Origin of the sequence: Enterobacter sp. Cy-643, assembly GCF_011752815.1 — a bacterium.
In the GTDB taxonomy this organism is placed as follows: Bacteria; Pseudomonadota; Gammaproteobacteria; order Enterobacterales; family Enterobacteriaceae; genus Cedecea.
In genome coordinates this window covers 872,867-891,336 of sequence record NZ_VWWV01000001.1, presented here as the reverse complement: position 1 = coordinate 891,336, position 18,470 = coordinate 872,867, and the positions used below count along the sequence as shown (strand labels likewise).

Below are 18,470 nucleotides of genomic sequence, written 5' to 3'. Positions count from 1 at the left end.
AGTCACAATGACACAACTCAACGCATCTCGTACTGCCCTGGTGGTGATTGACCTGCAGGACGGTATTTTACCGTTTGCCGGCGGCCCCCACAGCGCCAGCGACGTCGTGGCTCGTGCAGCGCGCCTGGCGGAGAAATTCCGCGCCAACGGTTCACCGGTGGTGATGGTGCGCGTGGGCTGGTCAGCGGATTACGCCGAAGCCCTGAAACAACCTGTTGATGCAGCCCCTCCGGGCCATGCCCTGCCTGAGAACTGGTGGAGCTACCCGGCCGCGCTCGGTAAGAAAGAGAGCGACCTTGAAGTCACTAAACGCCAGTGGGGCGCGTTTTACGGCACCGACCTGGAGCTCCAGCTGCGCCGCCGCGGCATCGACACTCTCGTCCTTTGCGGTATTTCGACCAATATTGGCGTCGAGTCCACCGCCCGTAACGCCTGGGAAATGGGCTTCTCATTAGTTCTGGCGGAGGATGCCTGTAGCGCAGCCAGCGCCGAGCAGCATAATCACAGCCTGAAGTTCATCTTCCCGCGTATCTCCCGCGTTCGCAGCACCGACGAGATAATCGCTTCGCTATGATTTATATCGGCCTTCCCCAGTGGCAGCACCCGAAATGGAACCGGCTGGGCATCACTTCGCTGGAAGATTATGCCCGCCACTTCAACTGTGTGGAAGGCAACACCACGCTGTACGCTCTGCCGAAAGCGGAAATTGTACAGCGCTGGCGGGAAATGACAGGCGACAGTTTTCGCTTCTGTTTTAAATTTCCCGCCACCATTTCCCATACCGCCGCCCTTCGCCACTGCGGCGATCTCACCGCCGAATTTTTCGATCGTATGTCGCCGCTGGCCGACAGAATCGGCCAATACTGGCTTCAATTGCCGGCCACTTTCGGGCCTGGCGACCTTCCGGCGCTGTGGCATTTTCTGGATGCGTTGCCGGCAGAATTCACCTACGGCGTTGAAGTGCGGCACCCTGCTTTTTTCGACAAAGGTGCCGATGAACAGGCGCTGAACCGTGGTCTGCATGAACGGAACGTGAATCGCGCCATCCTCGACAGCCGCCCTATTCACAACGCCGTGCCGCACAACGAGGCGGTGCGTGAAGCTCAGCGCAAAAAGCCCAAAGTTCCGGTGCATGCCATTGTCACGGCCGGTAATCCCCTGGTACGGTTTATCGGCAGCGACAACATGACGCAAAACGCCGCGCTGTTTGACGTCTGGTTAAAGAAACTGCCTGAATGGGCGACAAAAACAACGCCATACCTTTTTCTCCACACCCCGGATATTGCCCAGGCCCCGGAGCTGGTTCATACCCTGTGGCCCGCGCTGCAGCACGTTTTTCCTGAATTAGGCGCCCCGCCGGCTATCCCGCAGCAGGCCACCCTTTTCTGACCACTAGCGACAGCACTCCGGTTGCGAGCTATCATAGCGGAAGCCGTAACTGTTTCGACATGGAGTTAATATGGTAAGCGCGCTGTATGCGGTGCTGGCTGCTCTGCTGTTAATTAAGTTTTCGTTCGACGTTGTTCGCCTACGAATGCAATACCGGGTCTCCTACGGCGACGGCGGTTTCAGTGAACTCCAAAGCGCCATCCGTATTCACGGCAATGCGGTGGAATATATTCCCATTTCCCTGCTGCTTTTATTGCTGATGGAGATGGACGGCGCCGAAACCTGGATGGTGCATATTTGCGGTATTATGCTGCTGGCCGGACGCCTGCTGCACTACTACGGATATCATCATCGCCTGATCCGCTGGCGCCGCTCCGGCATGAGTGCCACCTGGTGCGCGCTGATGCTAATGGTGCTGGCCAACTTATGGTATATGCCGTGGGAGTTGGTTTTCTCGCTCCATTAACGCAAAATACGCCCCTTTCGAATTTCCGGATTTAACGTTATGTCTGACCGCGATACGCTGTTTTCCGCCCCGATAGCCAAACTGGGCGACTGGACCTTTGATGAACGGGTAGCCGAAGTCTTCCCCGATATGATCCAGCGCTCGGTGCCAGGTTACTCCAATATTATCTCCATGATTGGCATGCTGGCGGAGCGCTTCGTGCAACCCCACAGCCAGGTTTACGACCTCGGCTGCTCTTTGGGCGCGGCAACATTATCGGTCCGACGCAACATTCATCACGATGGCTGCAAAATCATTGCCGTCGATAACTCACCGGCGATGGTCGAACGCTGCCGCCGCCATCTGGATGCGTTCAAGGCGCAAACGCCTGTTGAAGTCATCGAAGGCGATATTCGCCATATCACTCTCGAAAATGCGTCGATGGTGGTGCTGAACTTCACGCTGCAGTTCCTCGAGCCCGACGACCGTCAGCTGCTGCTGAACAATATCTGGCAAGGCCTGAAGCCGGGCGGTGCGCTGGTGCTTTCGGAAAAATTCAGCTTTGAAGATGCCGAAGTCGGCGAGCTGCTGTTTAACATGCACCACGACTTTAAGCGAGCCAACGGTTACAGCGAACTGGAAATCAGCCAGAAGCGCAGCATGCTGGAAAATGTGATGCTGACCGACTCGGTCGAAACCCATAAAAAACGCCTCAAGCAGGCGGGCTTTGAGCACGCCGAACTGTGGTTCCAGTGCTTTAACTTTGGCTCTCTGGTAGCCGTCAAATCCGGAGAAGTCGCGTGATTGATTTCGGTAATTTTTATCAGCTGATTGCAAAAAACCACCTGGCCCCGTGGCTGGAAACCCTGCCCGCGCAAATTGCCAGCTGGCAGCGTGAATCCCTGCACGGCCAGTTCAAGCACTGGTACAACACGGTAAATTACCTGCCTGAGATGACGCCTCATCGTCTCGATCTCCTGCACAGCGTCACCGCGGAGTCCGCCGCGCCGCTGAGCGAAGGCCAGCAGCTTGGCATTGAAAAGCTGCTCCGCAACCTGATGCCCTGGCGCAAAGGGCCCTACTCGCTGTATGGCGTGGATATCGATACCGAATGGCGCTCAGATCTTAAATGGGATCGCGTCTTACCGCACATTTCGCCGCTTGCCGGAAGGACCATTCTCGACGTGGGCTGCGGCAGCGGCTATCACCTGTGGCGCATGATTGGCGCGGGCGCCCAGCTGGCGGTGGGCATCGATCCGATGCAGCTGTTTATTTGCCAGTTCGAGGCGGTGCGCAAGCTGCTTGGGAACGATCAGCGCGCCCACGTACTGCCGCTCGGCATTGAGCAACTTCCGGAACTGAACGCCTTCGATACGGTGTTCTCGATGGGCGTGCTTTACCATCGCCGCTCGCCGCTGGATCATCTCTGGCAGTTAAAGAATCAGCTGGTCAAAGAGGGTGAGCTGGTGCTGGAAACGCTGGTGGTAGAAGGCGATGAAAATACCGTATTAGTGCCGGGTGAGCGCTATGCTCAAATGCGCAACGTTTACTACATTCCGTCCGCGCTGGCGTTGAAAAACTGGCTGGAGAAATGCGGCTTTGTCGACGTGAAGATTGTCGATCATTGCGTCACCACGCAGGAAGAACAGCGCCGCACCTCATGGATGATCACTGAATCGCTGGGCGACTTCCTCGACCCGAACGACAGCAGCAAAACCATTGAAGGTTACCCCGCCCCGCTTCGTGCCGTTTTGGTGGCCCGCAAGCCATAAACAAAAAACCCGGCGCTGATTGCCGGGTTTTTTATCTTCGCCATCGCTTAGCGATACACCTGTGCGGTGCCGCTCCACAGGCTGGAGTCGCCCGGTGTGCCCAGGCCCGTAATGTTAATTTTGCTGCCGCCGATTTTCTCGGCCTTTACCTGAAGTCGGTTGATGGCATCATCGGTGCTGCCGGATACGCCACGAATGGAGACGACGCCAATTTGCTCCTGTCCTGCCGGGCTGCTGTTAAGCACTTCGGGCAGCGGTGCGGCAAAGGCGGTCGATGCAAAAATGGATGACAGAGCCAGGATGACAGTTGCAGTTATTTTTTTCATTTTTAATTCCCTCTAACATAGATAGTTGTCGGAGAGGATTATTCACCCCAGGGTGTTTTGTAACGTAAGTGACTGGCAAACGAAGTTAAACAATGTGTACAAAAAGTGAAGGAAAGGTTACGCGACGCATCGCCGGTTACAAAATAAAAAAAGCCCCAGCAATACGCCGGGGCCTGGTACGAGCAAGCATCATATTGGGCGACATGATGCGCGGTAGAAATCTTTTCAGCGCGGCGGGTTTGCGTCCACCAGCGCGTTTTTCATGGCTGCTACCACGTCTGCATCCACGCAGTAGCGATTAAACTCATCGGCTTGTGCATCGGCGCTCATCGACACGCCCGCTTTGCGATAGCGCATCGGAGAAGGCACCGACCGCCCTGCCGAGCTATGAAGCTCCTCAATGCCGTTTGCAACAAACTTATTGAGGTTGCTAAGACGCACGCCTGCGCCAGCCATAATAATTGGAGCACGGGAATGCTGTTTTAGTTCCCGAAGAAGTGAGATTCCCGTTTCGGCCGTTTGCTGCTGCCCTGAAGTCAGGATCCTTGCTACCCCTAACGCCGCCAGTTGCTCCAGCGCCTGCAGCGGATGATGGCACATATCAAAAGCCCGGTGGAAGGTCACGGCCATGCCTTCAGCCGCCTGCATCACCTGCTCCATTCGCGGTAAATCAATGTTTCCGTCTGCATCAAGCATCCCGATAACAAGCCCGGGGAAACCGAGTTCACGCACAAACGCAATATCCTCAAGCATCGAGGCAAATTCGCCGTCGGTGTAGCAAAAATCACCGCCGCGCGGGCGAATAATCGGGTGCACCGGGATCGACACTTTCTGTCTCACCTGGCGCAGTACGCCCGCGGACGGCGTCAGCCCGCCTTCTTTAGGCGCCGAGCAGAGTTCAATTCTGTCCGCGCCGGCCTGTTCTGCAGTAACAGCACAATCTATTCCATAACAGCATATTTCAAGTAAAGCCATTGATTACTCCTGATAAAACCTGCAGTTCGCCGGTTGTGTCCCCGTCACTGAATGATAATCTTAAATGAGGTCCACAAAAAGGTAGCGTACTATGGCATTCAATTTTGATGAATGGATCGACAGGCGTCACAGCGACAGTTCGAAGTGGAATAAATTTGCTGAAAACGTGCTGCCTATGTGGGTTGCTGACATGGATTTTCGCTCCCCGCCCTGCATCCTTGAGGCACTTCAGGCACGCGTCCGACACGGCGTATTTGGCTACGGCAAACGCCCGCATGAACTGATCGATGTCCTGACCGAAAGACTCGCCAGCCGCTATCAGTGGCGCATCAAACCCGAATGGCTGGTCTTTTTGCCTGGCGTTGTTTCCGGCCTGAATCTCTGCGTTCGAGCCTTTACCGCCGCCTCTGAATCGACGATAGCCCCGGCGCCGATATACCCACCTTTTCGTAAAGCTTCCGAACTTGCCCGGCGTACGCAGATTAATGCGCCGCTCAGGCTGAAAGAACAACGCTGGATTCTCGAGCTTGAGGCATTAACGGCCGGCATGACTGGCAATGAAAAACTGCTGATGCTGTGTAACCCACAGAACCCTGGCGGCACGGTTTACCGCCGCGACGAACTAGAGCAGCATCTGGCCTTTGCGCAGCGGCACAAGTTAATTGTCTGTTCCGACGAAATCCACTGTGACTTATTGCTGGCACCCGGCGTGACGCACATCCCCTTCGCAACGCTAAGTGAAGACGCGGCGCAGCGCTCGGTAACGTTAATCTCCCCGTCCAAAACCTTTAATATTGCCGGGCTTGGTGCCTCGGTGGCCGTTATTCCCAACCCTGAACTGCGCCGCACATTCAAAGCCGCGCGGGCCGGTATCGTTCCGGAGGTGGATATTCTGGCCCTGACGGCGGCGGAAGCAGCATGGCGAGGCGGCGAAGCGTGGCTGCAGGCGCTGCTGGTTTATCTGCGCGCAAACCGGGATCGGCTGACGCAGGCCGTGAATGCCACGCCGGGTTTAACCATGATCCCGCCGGAAGCCACTTATCTCGGCTGGGTTAATGCCGGCGGATTAGGCGTAGAGAATCCGGCGGAATTGTTTTTCAACGCCGGGCTGGGCTTTTCTCCCGGCATAGATTTTGGCGAGCAACAGTTTGTCCGCATCAACTTTGGCTGCACGGCGGCGCTCCTTGAAGAAGCCATCATCCGCCTGCAAACCGCGGTGCAGCGGCGCTAATCAGTCATCCTGTTCGCTGGCGACGATTTGCTCAATGCTCCAGGGATGGAATTTGATGGTCACTTTACCGTCGGTGACCGCAAGCGTCGGGTTGGGCAATCTTTCGCGTTCGCCTTTCGGGGAGCTGGTTTTCACCGAAATTCCCGTTTCACGCAGTCCGGCGTCGGACAACAAGCCCAGCGCCCGCGCGTTAAGCGTTTCCGGCTCGCCCGGCAGCACAATCTCAATGTGTTCCCAGCCTTCATGCGGGTAACGTTTTTCCCCGGGCCAGGGCAACTCTACAACCGTAAACCGCCAGTGTTCGACGCACACCGGCTCGTCGAGCTTGAATAAGCAGATCGGGCGGCCATTGATAATATTTTCACTCAGCAACGTGCCGCATTTTTCCAGTCCTGCACGCCAGCGCTCAGCGGTCACGTTCTGGTGGCAGCGCAAAGAAATGTGATCGGCATCCAGGGGCGCAATCTCCAGCCCAAGTCGGGTGGCAAGTTCTGTTAACGCTTTTGTAAATCTCGGCAGATCTGCCGAAATATCATGCAGTTCATCTACCGTCTGCCAGTGTGCCATGCCGCCATCCTCTTTTTTAGAAAGCGCGTAATCTACCCTGTTCCTGGCAGGCCGCCAACTCCCCGCCGGAGCCAAATACCGATGAATGGTTATTCATTGCGCCGTTAATAATAATTGCGCCGCCTGCAAGCAAGGCTTTTGCTGACGTCAGAGCGTAAATAACGTTATACTCTCGCCCTGTTTCTTTCCCCCTTTTAAGGCAGCCCATGATTCGGCGGCCCAGTACAAATTGTAAGGTATCCCGGTGAATATTCAGTCTCTTCTCTCAGAAAAAGTCAGCCAGGCGCTGATTGCTGCAGGTGCACCCGCGGACTGCGAACCGCAGGTTCGCCAGTCAGCAAAAGTCCAGTTCGGCGACTATCAGGCCAATGGCGTGATGTCCGTTGCTAAAACGCTGGGCATGCCGCCGCGACAGGTTGCAGAGAAGGTCATCGCTAACCTCGATCTGACCGGGATCGCCAGCAAAGTTGAGATTGCCGGACCAGGCTTTATCAACATTTTCCTCGACCCGGCATTTCTGGCGAAAAACATTGATGAGGCCGTGGCGTCCGATCGCGCTGGCGTGAGCGTGTCTGAACCGCAAACTATCGTGGTCGACTACTCGGCGCCAAACGTTGCCAAAGAAATGCACGTGGGCCACATCCGCTCCACCATTATCGGTGACGCGGCCGTGCGTACTCTCGAGTTCCTCGGCCACAAAGTCATTCGCGCCAACCACGTTGGCGACTGGGGCACTCAGTTCGGCATGCTCATCGCGTTCCTGGAAAAACAGCAGCAGGAAAACGCGGGCGAAATGGCGCTGGCCGACCTGGAAGAGTTTTACCGTGCGGCCAAAAAACACTACGACGAAGACGACGTGTTTGCCGAGCGCGCCCGCGGTTACGTGGTTAAGCTGCAGGGCGGCGATGAATACTGCCGTGAGATGTGGCGCAAGCTGGTCGACATCACCATGACGCAGAACCAGAAAACCTACGAGCGCCTCAACGTCACGCTGACCCGCGATGACGTGATGGGGGAAAGCCTCTACAACCCAATGCTGCCTGGCATTGTGGCGGACCTGAAAGAAAAAGGCCTGGCGGTAGAAAGCGAAGGCGCGACCGTCGTGTTCCTGGATGAGTTCAAGAACAAAGACGGCGACCCGATGGGCGTGATCATCCAGAAAAAGGATGGGGGTTACCTGTACACCACCACCGATATCGCCTGTGCAAAATACCGTTACGAAACGCTGCATGCCGACCGCGTGCTCTACTTCATCGACTCCCGTCAGCATCAGCACCTGATGCAGGCCTGGACCATCGTGCGTAAAGCAGGCTACGTGCCGGAGTCCGTCACCCTGGAGCACCAGATGTTCGGCATGATGCTGGGCAAAGACGGCAAACCGTTCAAAACCCGCTCCGGCGGCACCGTGAAGCTGACCGACCTGCTGGATGAGGCAATGGAACGCGCCCGCGGCCTGGTCGCGGCGAAGAACCCGGACATGCCTGCAGACGAACTGGAAAACCTGGCGAAAGCGGTAGGCATTGGCGCGGTAAAATACGCCGACCTGTCCAAGAGTCGTACCACCGACTACATCTTCGACTGGGACAATATGCTGGCCTTCGAAGGGAATACCGCGCCATATATGCAGTACGCCTACACCCGCGTCCTGTCCGTGTTCCGTAAGGCCGACCTCGACGAAGCCGAACTGCTGAAAGCGAAGGTTGTCATTACCGAAGACCGTGAAGCTCAGCTGGCCGCCCGTCTGCTGCAGTTTGAAGAGACGCTGAACGTGGTAGCTCGCGACGGTACGCCGCACGTGATGTGCGCCTACCTGTACGATGTTGCCGGCCTGTTCTCCGGCTTCTACGAGCACTGCCCAATTCTCAGCGCCGCCGATGAAGCAACCCGCAACAGCCGCCTCAAGCTGGCGTTGCTCACCGCGAAAACGCTGAAGCTGGGTCTGGATACGCTGGGTATCAACACCGTAGAACGTATGTAATTCCAGGGCTATACAAACAAAAACCCGGCCACCGTGCCGGGTTTTCTTTTTTAAGCGACTCAGTAATAGCCGCGCAGATATTCCGTCATACACAGAATGGCCATCGCCTGGCCATACGGCATAGACGTCAGCGGTATCTGGCGGTAAAACTCGAGGTCACTGCCCATGCCGGTGCCAAACGACGTTTGTAACAGCTCCCCTTCTGGCGAAATATTAGCCACAATACCGCGCATCGCCCTTTCCCCGACTGCCGCATAGTCCGCGCTGATGTAGCGCTTACGTACCGCCTTAAGAATACCGTAGGCAAAACCGGCCGTCGCCGAGGCTTCCAGGTAAGAGTCAGGATCGTCAAGTAAAGTATGCCAGAGGCCCGTTTCATGCTGACATTTCGCCAGCGCCTCTACCTGCCGGTTCAGCACCTGCAGCAGATAGCGACGTACCGCGCTGGTTTCAGGCAAATCAAGCAGCTCAAGGAAATCCGGGATAACGATGGTCAGCCAGCTGTTACCCCGTGCCCAACGGGCATTAGCGAAGTTGTGGCAGCCGTCATAGCTCCAGCCGTGAAACCACAGCCCGCTCTCCCTGTCCATCAGGTTCTGAACGTGCAGTAAAAACTGGTAGGTCGCCTCCTCCACATACGCTTTGCGCCCAATCAGCTTGCCGATTTTCGCCAGCGGGAGCACCGTCATCATCAGCGTGTCATCCCACATCTGCTGAGGGTTCTCCTCCGCCAGGGTAATGTGCTGCATCCCGCCAAAATCCGTGCGCGGCATCTCATGCATTGCCCATTCGGCCCAGCCTTCAAGCCAGGGCAGATGCGCTGGATTCAGACTTTCTTCATAGCGATAGGCCAGCGTCAGAAACGGTGCCATTGTATTGACGTTTTTAGTGGTTGCTCCTTCGGCAAAGCGCGCGGTAAACCAGTCGTCGATGATATCCCGCATCGAGGTATCTCCCGTCTGGCGGTAATACTGCCAGATACCGTACAGCCCGATCCCGTGCGTCCATTCCCAGCCGGCCCAGCCCTTGGTATCAATCGTCCTGCCATCATCCAGCCGCAGCAAAAACTCACCGCTTGCATCCTGAATATTGACCAGATTATCGGTCACCTTCTCTATCAGCGCTTTCAGTTCGTCCCTGGCAATAAAACGCTCAGGCTGACGTAACAACGGGCTGTGCTTAACGGGCCAAACCTTCATGATATTAACCTCCATGGTATGTTGAATTCGGTGATGCATCGGCCTGAAGCGTTGGCGCAGGGGGCTTGTTGCGGTTGAGGTAGCCAATGTTGTTATTGCCCCAAAGGGCTTCGAACGGCATCCCGGCCAGCATTTCTACCGTCGCTCGAGCTTCCGGAGAGCTGGCCTGTGGAGTTGCGCTATCAGACTCACGCATTTTGGCCGTCTCTTCACGCAGCGTACTGTGGGTTTGTAGGTTGAGCCTGAAACGCAGGGAGACAAGGAACCCACAGGCCAGCACCAGCAGCGTGCCTACGCTCAGGATGACCAGAATGGTGTGGCTAACCTCCTCAGGCTGCGATTTTTGCCCGCTGACAAAGCCGGACATTTGCATCACGATCCCCACCAGCATCACCGCACCTGCCTGCGAAGCTTTACGCGTCAGGGTCATGATCCCGGCAAAAATCCCCTCCCGGCGCTGGCCGGTTATCACCTCATCCACATCGGCAATGTAGGTATAGGTATTCCAGGGAACATAGTTGATGCCTCCGCGCCCCAGTCCGGCGACGGCTGAAACCAACAGCAGCAGTGCATACACATCGCTAAGCCCCGCATAGTAAAGCAGCGCGTAGGCAAGAGAGCTGATGCCAAACAGCACCACAACCATGCGGTAAGACGGTGCGGGCCCAAAGCGGATGCACAGCGGAATCATCGCGATAACCGCAATAAACTGAAAAATCGCCATGGTGCCGAGCAGATTCGAGGCAACAGAGGCCTCCTGCATCAGTACGAAAACCACGTAGTAGGTGAAGACCGCATTAAAGACATCCTGCGCAATATAGCCGCCAAGATACATGCCCAGATGCTGGCGAAAAATCCTTACCCGCAGCGTAGATCCCAGCTCAACAAACAGGCGGTTGAGACTTTGCCCGAGGCTTAGCTGCTGCTTCTCCGCTTCCGCCCGTAGCGCGGCTTCGGTCCATGCCTCGCGCGGGCGCTCCCAGGTAAAACACCAGACAAACGTCAGCATCAGCGCGCACAGTACGGAAAACACCAGGCTTGCATAGAAAAAGGAGATGGCGCTGTCTTTGCCAAACTGGGTCAACAGTATGCCCGGCAGGAAAGAGGCAAGAATCGCCGACATTTGCGCCATAGAAATCCGCGCGCCCGAAAACTTGGTTTTCTGTTTAAAGTCGTCGGTCATTTCCGGCACCAGCGTTTCATACGGCACCAGAATCATGGTGTAGACGACATCAAAGATCAGATAAGTGACCAGGTAGTACCAGAAATCCATGTTGCCTACCCACATCAGCGAATAGCTGAATACGCAGGGAATGCCGAGCAGGATAAAGAACTTTCTTCGTCCGAATCGCTTGCCGAGCCGGGTGGAACCGAAGTTATCGGTAAGAAAGCCCATCAACGGGCTGACCAGCGCATCCAGCACCCTGGCCGCGGCAAAAATAAAGGTGGCCTCAATGGGAGAGAGTCCGCAAAACGTGGTGTAAAAATAGAGCAACCAGGCCGCCGTAAGCGCCGTGGTCCCTGCCCCTAAAAAGTCGCCTGAGCCATAGGCCAGGTAATTCGTGAATCCAATCTTCCGTGTTCTCATCGCCGTCAGCCCTTATGGTTTTTCGGAGACTCCCTGATGACTGCTCCTCGCTCCGGGAGTAAATACACGGTTAAAGGTAAAAGCATCGCGCCAGTGATACCTCTGCGTTTCTGCCACCGGCAAACGGAAAATGGCAAAAATACAAAGGGACCCCGGGCATGAGTCACTGATTGATAAAACAAAAGGGTTTAACGCGGAAAACCAGAGGTCGGCCAGCGGATGAAGCCCGCTGGCCGGGAAGAGAAAGACTTACTGCACGTAGTTAACGATCACCTGATTACTGCGCACCCGCAGCGGCGGGTACAGAGAACCGCCGCCCGGCACTTCCCAGACAAAGCGCAACGGCTGATTTGCATCGGTATTGGTCAGCCCTCGCGTGGTGCCGTTTTCACCCTCGAGCGGGGTGCAATTGGTAGGCGAACAAAGCTTTACGGTCAGCCCGGCAGGCGTCGGGCCATCAAGCGCATAGGTCCAGGCAATCAGCGTCATTCTGCCGCTGACGGGCTGCATCGGTTTCAACGGTCGGGACGAGGCCGACACGCCCCGATTGCTCAGGGTCACGCCGATGCCGCTGTCCTGCCAGGAGCCCTCACCCAACGCCAGCGCACCAAACGGCACCAGCAGCATCAAAAATAACGCTTTCATTCTTTATTTCGCTCCGATTGTAGCCGTCATGCGGATGTTGCGGTTGTCGGACAGTTCCAGGCTCGAGAGCACGACCAGCTGCGGCAAGGTTCTGCGTAAGAAACGCGCCAGCAGCGGACGCAGGGCGTGGTTCACCAACAATACCGGCGGTGCGCCCAGCATTTCCTGGCGCTGCAAGGCATCCTGCGTCTGTTCCAGCAGGCGATCCGCCAGCCCCGGCTCAAGGCCGCCGCCGCCCTGTAGCGCCTGCAGCAGCAAACGCTCAAGCGACGCATCCAGACCGATAACCTGCACTTCACCGGTGCCAGGGAACCATTGCTGGGTGATAGCCCTGCCCAGCGCCACGCGAACCACGGCGGTCAATTCATGCGGATCGCTTTGAATAGGCGCATGCTCCGCCAGCGTTTCGAGAATGGTACGCATATCGCGGATCGGCACTTTCTCTTCAAGCAGATTTTGCAGCACTTTATGCAGCGTGGTCAGCGTCACCACCGCCGGGATAAGATCTTCCGTCAGCTTAGGCATTTCCTGCGTCACCCGGTCAAGCAGCTGCTGCGCTTCCTGGCGGCCAAACAGCTCTGGCGCAAACTGCCCGATAAGATGGTTCAGGTGCGTTGCCACCACGGTACTCGCTTCAACCACGGTGAAGCCCTGAATTTGCGCCTGCTCTTTCAGGGCGCTCTCAATCCAGATCGCGGCCAGGCCAAAGGCTGGGTCGATGGTCGCCTCGCCCGGTAACGTCCCAGCGGCGGTGCCGGGGTTAATCGCCAGCCAGCGGCCAGGGTAGGCATCCCCGCTGCCAATTTCTACGCCCTTCATCAAAATGCGGTAGCGCGCAGGGGGCAGATCCATATTGTCGCGGATATGCACCACCGGCGGCAGGAACCCCATCTCCTGGGCGAATTTTTTACGAATACTGCGAATACGGCCCAGCAGCTCGCCGTCCTGCTGGAAATCCACCATCGGAATCAGGCGGTAGCCGACTTCCATGCCCAGCGGGTCTTCCAGCTGCACGTCATTCCACGTCGCTTCCACGGCCTGATTATTTTCCGGCATTTTCACCGGCTGAGGCGCTTCCGGCGCGGCCATCTGGCGGCCACGCATCCACCAGGCTAAGCCAAGCAGTGCCGCGGTAAACAGCAGGAAAACAAAGTTTGGCATGCCCGGCACCATGCCGAGCAGACCCAGGACGCCAGCGGCCAGCAGCATCACGCGCGGGTTATTGAACAGCTGGGTCACCATCTGTTCACCGACGTCCTGATCGGTCGCCACGCGGGTAACAATCACGCCCGCAGCGGTAGAAATTACCAGCGCCGGGATCTGAGCCACCAGACCATCACCGATAGTCAGCAGCGTATAGCTCTGTGCCGCCGCCCCCATCGCCATATCGTGCTGGATAACGCCGACCATCAGGCCGCCCACCACGTTAATCACCATGATGATAAGCCCGGCCACGGCGTCGCCGCGCACGAACTTACTCGCCCCGTCCATTGAACCGTAAAAGTCAGCTTCCTGGGTCACTTCAGAACGGCGTTTTTTCGCTTCCTCTTCACCAATGATCCCGGCGTTCAGATCGGCATCGATAGCCATCTGTTTACCCGGCATCCCGTCCAGCACAAAACGCGCCCCAACTTCGGCGATACGTCCTGCACCCTTGGTGATAACCATAAAGTTGATGATAACGAGGATGATAAACACCACGATACCAATGGCGAAGTTGCCGCCCACCAGGAAGTGGCCGAAGGCTTCAACCACTTTACCCGCCGCCGCCGCTCCGGTATGCCCTTCCAGCAGAATAATACGGGTAGAAGCGACGTTTAGCGCGAGGCGTAACAAGGTGGTAAACAGCAGAATGGTTGGGAACGCCGCGAAGTCCAGCGTGCGCTGGGTGAACATCGCCACCAGCAACACCATGATCGACAGCGCGATGTTAAAGGTAAACAGCAGGTCGAGGACAAACGGCGGCAGCGGCAGCACCATCATCGACAGAATCAGCAGGATCAGAACCGGTCCCGCAAGAATTTGCCATTGCCCAGATTTCATGTTGCCCGGCAGGCGCAACATCGCAGCCAGATTAGCCATCGGAGTCCTTCTCGTTTGCAAAGTCCAGCGCCTCAGGCACCGGCAGATTTTCAGGTTTCTTCGGAATTAAGCCGCCCGCCACGCGCCAGCGCCTGAGTTGCCAGACCCAGGCCAGCACTTCCGCCACGGCAGAATAAAGCTGGCCGGGGATCTGCTGCCCAATTTCCGCATGTCGGTACAGCGCACGCGCCAGCGGGGGGGCTTCCAGCATCGGGATGCGGTTTTCATTACCAATTTCTTTAATGCGCTGAGCGATCAGCCCGGCGCCTTTCGCCAGGACTTTAGGCGCGCTCATTTTATTTTCGTCGTACTGCAAAGCCACCGCATAGTGGGTCGGGTTGGTCACGATAACGTCAGCTTTTGGCACATCGGCCATCATGCGGCGGCGCGCAATCGCTCTTTGCTGCTGGCGAATACGCCCTTTAATGTGCGGATCGCCTTCGTTCTGTTTGTACTCGTCACGAATATCCTGGCGGGTCATGCGTAACTTTTTAATGTGGCTGTAAATCTGGAAGAAGACGTCAAATCCCACCATCGGGATAAGACCCAGAATCACCAGCAGAGCGCAAAGCGCCACCATGTTGAGCGCGCTGGCAAGGGCGGTGACCGGGGACTCACTCATCAACCGCATCATCGCCGGCCAGTTGTGCCACAAATACCAGGCGGCCACGCAGCCCACCAGCACCGCTTTCAGCAGCGCCTTCAGCAACTCCGCCGCCGTCTGCATGGAAAACATCCGCTTAATGCCGGCAATCGGGTTGAGCTTGCCGAGATTAAACTTGATGGACTTGGCGCTGAAGTTCACGCCCCCCAGCAGCATCGGCGCGGCTATCGCGACAATAACCAGGCCAGAGATCAGCGGCAGCAGCGCCATCACGGCAAGCTTTATCAAGTGGCTGATCTGATTCACGATCAGGCTGGGGTCATTGATGATTTTATGGTCAAAATGCAGGCCATCAGACAGCATTGCACCGAGCATTTTGCCCAGTGACGCCCCGCCCATCCAGATAATGCACAGCCCTACCAGTAACATCAGCAGGGAAGTCAGTTCACGGGAACGCGGGATCTGCCCCTCTTCACGCGCCTTTTCAAGTCGGTGGGCCGTGGGGGCTTCTGTTTTTTCCTGATCGCTATCTTCAGACACCGCAACAATCTCGTGGCCGCATTTTCAAGGACAGCATGCCAGAGCACGGTTGGGCTAATAGAGGAATTACAAACGTTTTTGTACGTTTATTTTGACGTTAACGGACGGCCTCCCCCGCGCACGCGGGAGCGGCCGCCGCGATTTTAAAAGCCTAAGCTGTCCAGCAAATCATCAACCTGATCCTGACTTGCCACCACGCCGGCGGCGCTGGCATCAAGCTGCGGTCCGTTCAGCAAGCCTTCGTTCACGCGTTTGGCGCGAGCGTCCGGCTCCGGCATGTTTTCCAGCAGCACCATCAACAGCTGGCGCTCGATCTCCTGGATAACGTCCATCATACGCTTGATAACCTGGCCGGTGAGGTCCTGGAAATCCTGCGCCATCATGATTTCCAACAGCTGGGCATTGGTGAAGCTGGTGTGCTCCGGGACGCCTGACAGGTAGCTGCGGGTGTCGGTCACCAGTTCACGCGCATCTTTCAGCTCGATCGGATTTTCAAACCATGCATCCCAGCGGCCGCTCAGCGCTTTCGCTTCGCTTTCCAGCTGGTTCTGATGAGGCTGAGACAGCTCCACGCAGTTCAGGGCACGCTCGGCGGCCTGCGCGGTCATCTGCACGACATAGTCCAGACGATCGCGGGCGTCAGGAATAGCTTCAGCCGCTTCAGCAATAGCCTGGTCGAGCCCCAGCTCACGCAGGCTGTCGCGCAGCATGCGGGTCAGGCTGCCGATACGTGCAATGATATCGGTCGGTGAATGCTCGTGTATCTCTGTTGCCGGGTTTGTTGATGAGTGCATTTGCGCCTCCTTACATGCCGAGCTTTTCGAAAATTTTGCCCAGTTTCTCTTCCAGTGTTGCCGCGGTGAATGGCTTAACGACGTAGCCGCTTGCCCCGGCCTGTGCGGCTGCAATGATGTTTTCTTTCTTGGCTTCTGCCGTGACCATCAGCACCGGCATCGCTGACATCGCGCCGTCGGCACGAATCGTTTTCAGCAGTTCCAGACCGTCCATGTTCGGCATGTTCCAGTCAGAAATTACAAAGCCGAAACCACCGGCCTGCAGTTTGTTCAGCGCATCTACGCCGTCTTCTGCTTCTTCAACGTTATTAAAACCCAGCTCTTTGAGCAGGTTACGCACGATGCGGCGCATAGTTGAAAAGTCGTCTACGACCAGAAACTTGAGTTCTTTGTCCGCCATAAAATCCGGGCTCCTTCAGTTAAATACGTATTGCCTGTCCGGCACTAATTTTCGCCAGCATCTGCTGGCTAACCTGGCTTAAATCGACCACTTCGCTGACGCCACCGGAATTGATGGCCTCACGCGGCATGCCGAACACCACACAACTTGCTTCGTTTTGGGCGATGGTCCACGCCCCTGCCTGGTGCATCGCCAGCATCCCGGCGGCACCGTCATTACCCATCCCGGTGAGGATCACGCCCACGGCGTTACGCCCCGCGTGTTTCGCCACCGAATGGAACAGCACATCCACGGCCGGGCGATGCCGGTTCACGGGTGGGCCGTCATGTAATTTGATTTGATAGTTTGCGCCGCTGCGCGCCAGCTCCATGTGCTTATCACCCGGGGCGATATAGGCATGGCCCGGCAGTACGCGCTCGCCGTCCTCGGCCTCTTTAACGCTGATCTGGCACAGCTTGTTCAGCCGCTCGGCGAACGAACGGGTGAAGCCCGGCGGCATATGCTGGGTAATCAACAGCGCCGGGCTGGAAAGCGGCAGCGGCTGCAGCACATGCCGAATCGCTTCGGTGCCGCCGGTTGAAGCCCCAATCGCGATCAGTTTTTCCGAGCTAAGCAGCGGGCCGGCCTTCAGGGTCGCAGGCACGGCAGCTGGCGCATGAGCGGCAATCTTAGCCCTGGCGGCGGTTCTTACCTTTTCAGCAATCATTTCGCTGTAGGCCAGCATCCCTTCGCGGATGCCCAGCTGCGGCTTGGTCACAAAGTCGATAGCCCCCAGCTCCAGCGCGCGCAGCGTCACTTCCGACCCTTTTCCGGTCAGCGAGGAAACCATGACCACCGGCATAGGCCGCAGGCGCATCAGCTTCTCCAGGAAGTCGAGGCCATCCATTCGCGGCATTTCGACATCCAGCGTTAACACATCCGGATTGAACTTTTTAATCAGATCGCGCGCCACCAGCGGGTCCGGGGCGGTAGCAACCATTTCCATATCGCTATGACTATTGATAATTTCCGTCATTATCTGCCGCATCAGCGCAGAGTCATCGACCGATAAGACACGTATTTTCGTCATGTTCTTTCCTTACTCAGGCCATAGACCGTCTGACCACGCAGCCAGAAGTCGCGGCTGAGGTTACTGAAGTTCTCCGAATGCCCGGCAAACAGCAGCCCGCCGGGTTTCAGCAGCGGAACAAAACGCTGCAGAATTGCCTGCTGTGTAGCTTTATCAAAATAAATCATCACGTTGCGGCAAAAAATGGCGTCAAATGGCCCCGGCACCGGCGCCTGCTTGTCCAGCAGGTTTATCGGTGCAAAATCAATATGATTCGACAGTTCACTGCGTACCCGGACCAGCCCTTCATGCGGCCCCGTACCGCGCATGAAGTAGCGCTGCATCTGTACCGGTGAAAGCGTCTTCAGCTCCTCCTGGCGATAAACGCCGCTCTGCGCCTTCTCCAGCACTTGCGTGTCGATGTCGCTGGCAAACACCTTCCAGCGTCCCGCGCCGCCCCCCAGCACATCCGCCAGGGTAATCGCGATGGAATAAGGCTCCTCGCCGGTCGAAGCCGCGGCGCTCCAGACTTTATAGTCCCCGCTGCGTTTGCGGGCATGCTCGGCGAGGATCGGAAAATGGTGTCCTTCGCGAAAGAAAGCGGTCAGGTTAGTGGTCAGCGAGTTGATAAACGCCTGCCATTCGGCGCTGCTGGAGTTGGCCTCCAGCATGCCTAAGTAGCGGCCAAAATCATCCAGACCCAGCAGACGCAGGCGGCGAACCAGTCGGTTATAAACCATGTCCCGTTTATGGTCGGCCAGCACGATACCCGCGCGCTGATAGATCAACTGGCATATCCGACGAAAATGCGCGTCGGACAGCGGCAGACGCTGTGTCATCTGTAGCATTAATGACTGTTGCCCGGTGGGCGTTGATGATGTCATAGC

19 protein-coding genes are annotated in these 18,470 nt (G+C 56.8%); 7 read left to right on the top strand and 12 right to left on the bottom strand.

The annotated features are described in order from the left end of the window. Positions 1-7: 7 nt before the first annotated feature. From F3J29_RS04150 to cmoB, 5 genes are all read left to right on the top strand, one after another. Entirely contained in the window at positions 8-574 is a 567-nt protein-coding gene (locus F3J29_RS04150) for a hydrolase (protein WP_166863256.1), read from the top strand. Further along, complete coding sequence (locus F3J29_RS04145; protein ID WP_166863254.1) at positions 571-1,389, top strand: DUF72 domain-containing protein; 819 nt, start codon at positions 571-573, stop codon at positions 1,387-1,389. Before F3J29_RS04150 ends, F3J29_RS04145 begins: the two co-directional genes overlap by 4 nt. Before the next feature lie 70 nt (positions 1,390-1,459). After that, on the top strand, positions 1,460-1,855 hold the full coding sequence (locus F3J29_RS04140) for an MAPEG family protein (RefSeq protein ID WP_008453920.1): 396 nt from the start codon (positions 1,460-1,462) through the stop codon (positions 1,853-1,855). Between the two features lie 39 nt (positions 1,856-1,894). Further along, on the top strand, positions 1,895-2,638 hold the full coding sequence (gene cmoA, locus F3J29_RS04135; RefSeq protein ID WP_166863252.1) for a carboxy-S-adenosyl-L-methionine synthase CmoA: 744 nt from the start codon (positions 1,895-1,897) through the stop codon (positions 2,636-2,638). Next, complete coding sequence (cmoB, locus tag F3J29_RS04130) at positions 2,635-3,606, top strand: tRNA 5-methoxyuridine(34)/uridine 5-oxyacetic acid(34) synthase CmoB (RefSeq protein ID WP_166863250.1); 972 nt, start codon at positions 2,635-2,637, stop codon at positions 3,604-3,606. The genes cmoA and cmoB overlap by 4 nt, the downstream gene beginning before the upstream one ends. Before the next feature lie 47 nt (positions 3,607-3,653). Here the strand turns inward: cmoB and F3J29_RS04125 are convergent, their stop codons facing one another. Continuing rightward, the gene (locus F3J29_RS04125; RefSeq protein WP_166863248.1) at positions 3,654-3,932 is read right to left on the bottom strand and encodes a YdgH/BhsA/McbA-like domain containing protein; all 279 of its coding nucleotides are present in this window, start codon (positions 3,930-3,932) and stop codon (positions 3,654-3,656) included. A gap of 225 nt (positions 3,933-4,157) precedes the next feature. Continuing rightward, positions 4,158-4,907 (bottom strand): copper homeostasis protein CutC, encoded by a 750-nt coding sequence (cutC, locus tag F3J29_RS04120; protein ID WP_166863246.1) that lies wholly within the window; start codon positions 4,905-4,907, stop codon positions 4,158-4,160. 91 nt (positions 4,908-4,998) lie between these two features. Here cutC and F3J29_RS04115 point away from each other — a divergent pair, with 91 nt between their 5' ends. Continuing rightward, positions 4,999-6,138 carry a MalY/PatB family protein gene (locus tag F3J29_RS04115; RefSeq protein ID WP_166863244.1) on the top strand — a complete coding sequence of 380 codons (1,140 nt, stop codon included), beginning with the start codon at positions 4,999-5,001 and terminating at the stop codon, positions 6,136-6,138. On the opposite strand, the gene F3J29_RS04110 is transcribed toward F3J29_RS04115, so the two are convergent. After that, positions 6,139-6,705 (bottom strand): VOC family protein, encoded by a 567-nt coding sequence (locus F3J29_RS04110; protein WP_166863242.1) that lies wholly within the window; start codon positions 6,703-6,705, stop codon positions 6,139-6,141. It abuts the gene before it with no gap. 244 nt (positions 6,706-6,949) lie between these two features. Between F3J29_RS04110 and argS the strand changes: the two genes are divergently transcribed. After that, positions 6,950-8,683 (top strand): arginine--tRNA ligase, encoded by a 1,734-nt coding sequence (gene argS, locus F3J29_RS04105; protein WP_166863240.1) that lies wholly within the window; start codon positions 6,950-6,952, stop codon positions 8,681-8,683. A 59-nt stretch (positions 8,684-8,742) separates the two neighbouring features. Here the strand turns inward: argS and bglB are convergent, their stop codons facing one another. The 9 genes from bglB to cheR form a co-directional block, all read right to left on the bottom strand. Continuing rightward, entirely contained in the window at positions 8,743-9,882 is a 1,140-nt protein-coding gene (gene bglB, locus F3J29_RS04100) for a beta-galactosidase BglB (RefSeq protein ID WP_166863238.1), read from the bottom strand. A 4-nt stretch (positions 9,883-9,886) separates the two neighbouring features. Continuing rightward, on the bottom strand, positions 9,887-11,470 hold the full coding sequence (locus tag F3J29_RS04095) for an MFS transporter (RefSeq protein ID WP_166863236.1): 1,584 nt from the start codon (positions 11,468-11,470) through the stop codon (positions 9,887-9,889). 249 nt (positions 11,471-11,719) lie between these two features. Further along, positions 11,720-12,115 carry a flagellar protein FlhE gene (flhE, locus tag F3J29_RS04090; protein WP_166863234.1) on the bottom strand — a complete coding sequence of 132 codons (396 nt, stop codon included), beginning with the start codon at positions 12,113-12,115 and terminating at the stop codon, positions 11,720-11,722. Positions 12,116-12,118: 3 nt separating this feature from the next. Continuing rightward, the gene (gene flhA / locus F3J29_RS04085) at positions 12,119-14,197 is read right to left on the bottom strand and encodes a flagellar biosynthesis protein FlhA (protein ID WP_039304164.1); all 2,079 of its coding nucleotides are present in this window, start codon (positions 14,195-14,197) and stop codon (positions 12,119-12,121) included. After that, a complete protein-coding gene (gene flhB / locus F3J29_RS04080) occupies positions 14,190-15,341 on the bottom strand; it encodes a flagellar biosynthesis protein FlhB (protein WP_008453902.1) in 1,152 nt (383 codons plus the stop codon). Before flhB ends, flhA begins: the two co-directional genes overlap by 8 nt. Before the next feature lie 143 nt (positions 15,342-15,484). Beyond that, positions 15,485-16,135 carry a protein phosphatase CheZ gene (gene cheZ, locus F3J29_RS04075; protein WP_008453901.1) on the bottom strand — a complete coding sequence of 217 codons (651 nt, stop codon included), beginning with the start codon at positions 16,133-16,135 and terminating at the stop codon, positions 15,485-15,487. Positions 16,136-16,145: 10 nt separating this feature from the next. Beyond that, the gene (gene cheY / locus F3J29_RS04070) at positions 16,146-16,535 is read right to left on the bottom strand and encodes a chemotaxis response regulator CheY (protein WP_008453900.1); all 390 of its coding nucleotides are present in this window, start codon (positions 16,533-16,535) and stop codon (positions 16,146-16,148) included. Between the two features lie 19 nt (positions 16,536-16,554). Continuing rightward, entirely contained in the window at positions 16,555-17,604 is a 1,050-nt protein-coding gene (locus F3J29_RS04065; RefSeq protein ID WP_039294605.1) for a protein-glutamate methylesterase/protein-glutamine glutaminase, read from the bottom strand. Beyond that, positions 17,601-18,467 carry a protein-glutamate O-methyltransferase CheR gene (cheR, locus tag F3J29_RS04060; protein ID WP_166863232.1) on the bottom strand — a complete coding sequence of 289 codons (867 nt, stop codon included), beginning with the start codon at positions 18,465-18,467 and terminating at the stop codon, positions 17,601-17,603. Before cheR ends, F3J29_RS04065 begins: the two co-directional genes overlap by 4 nt. Positions 18,468-18,470 lie beyond the last annotated feature (3 nt).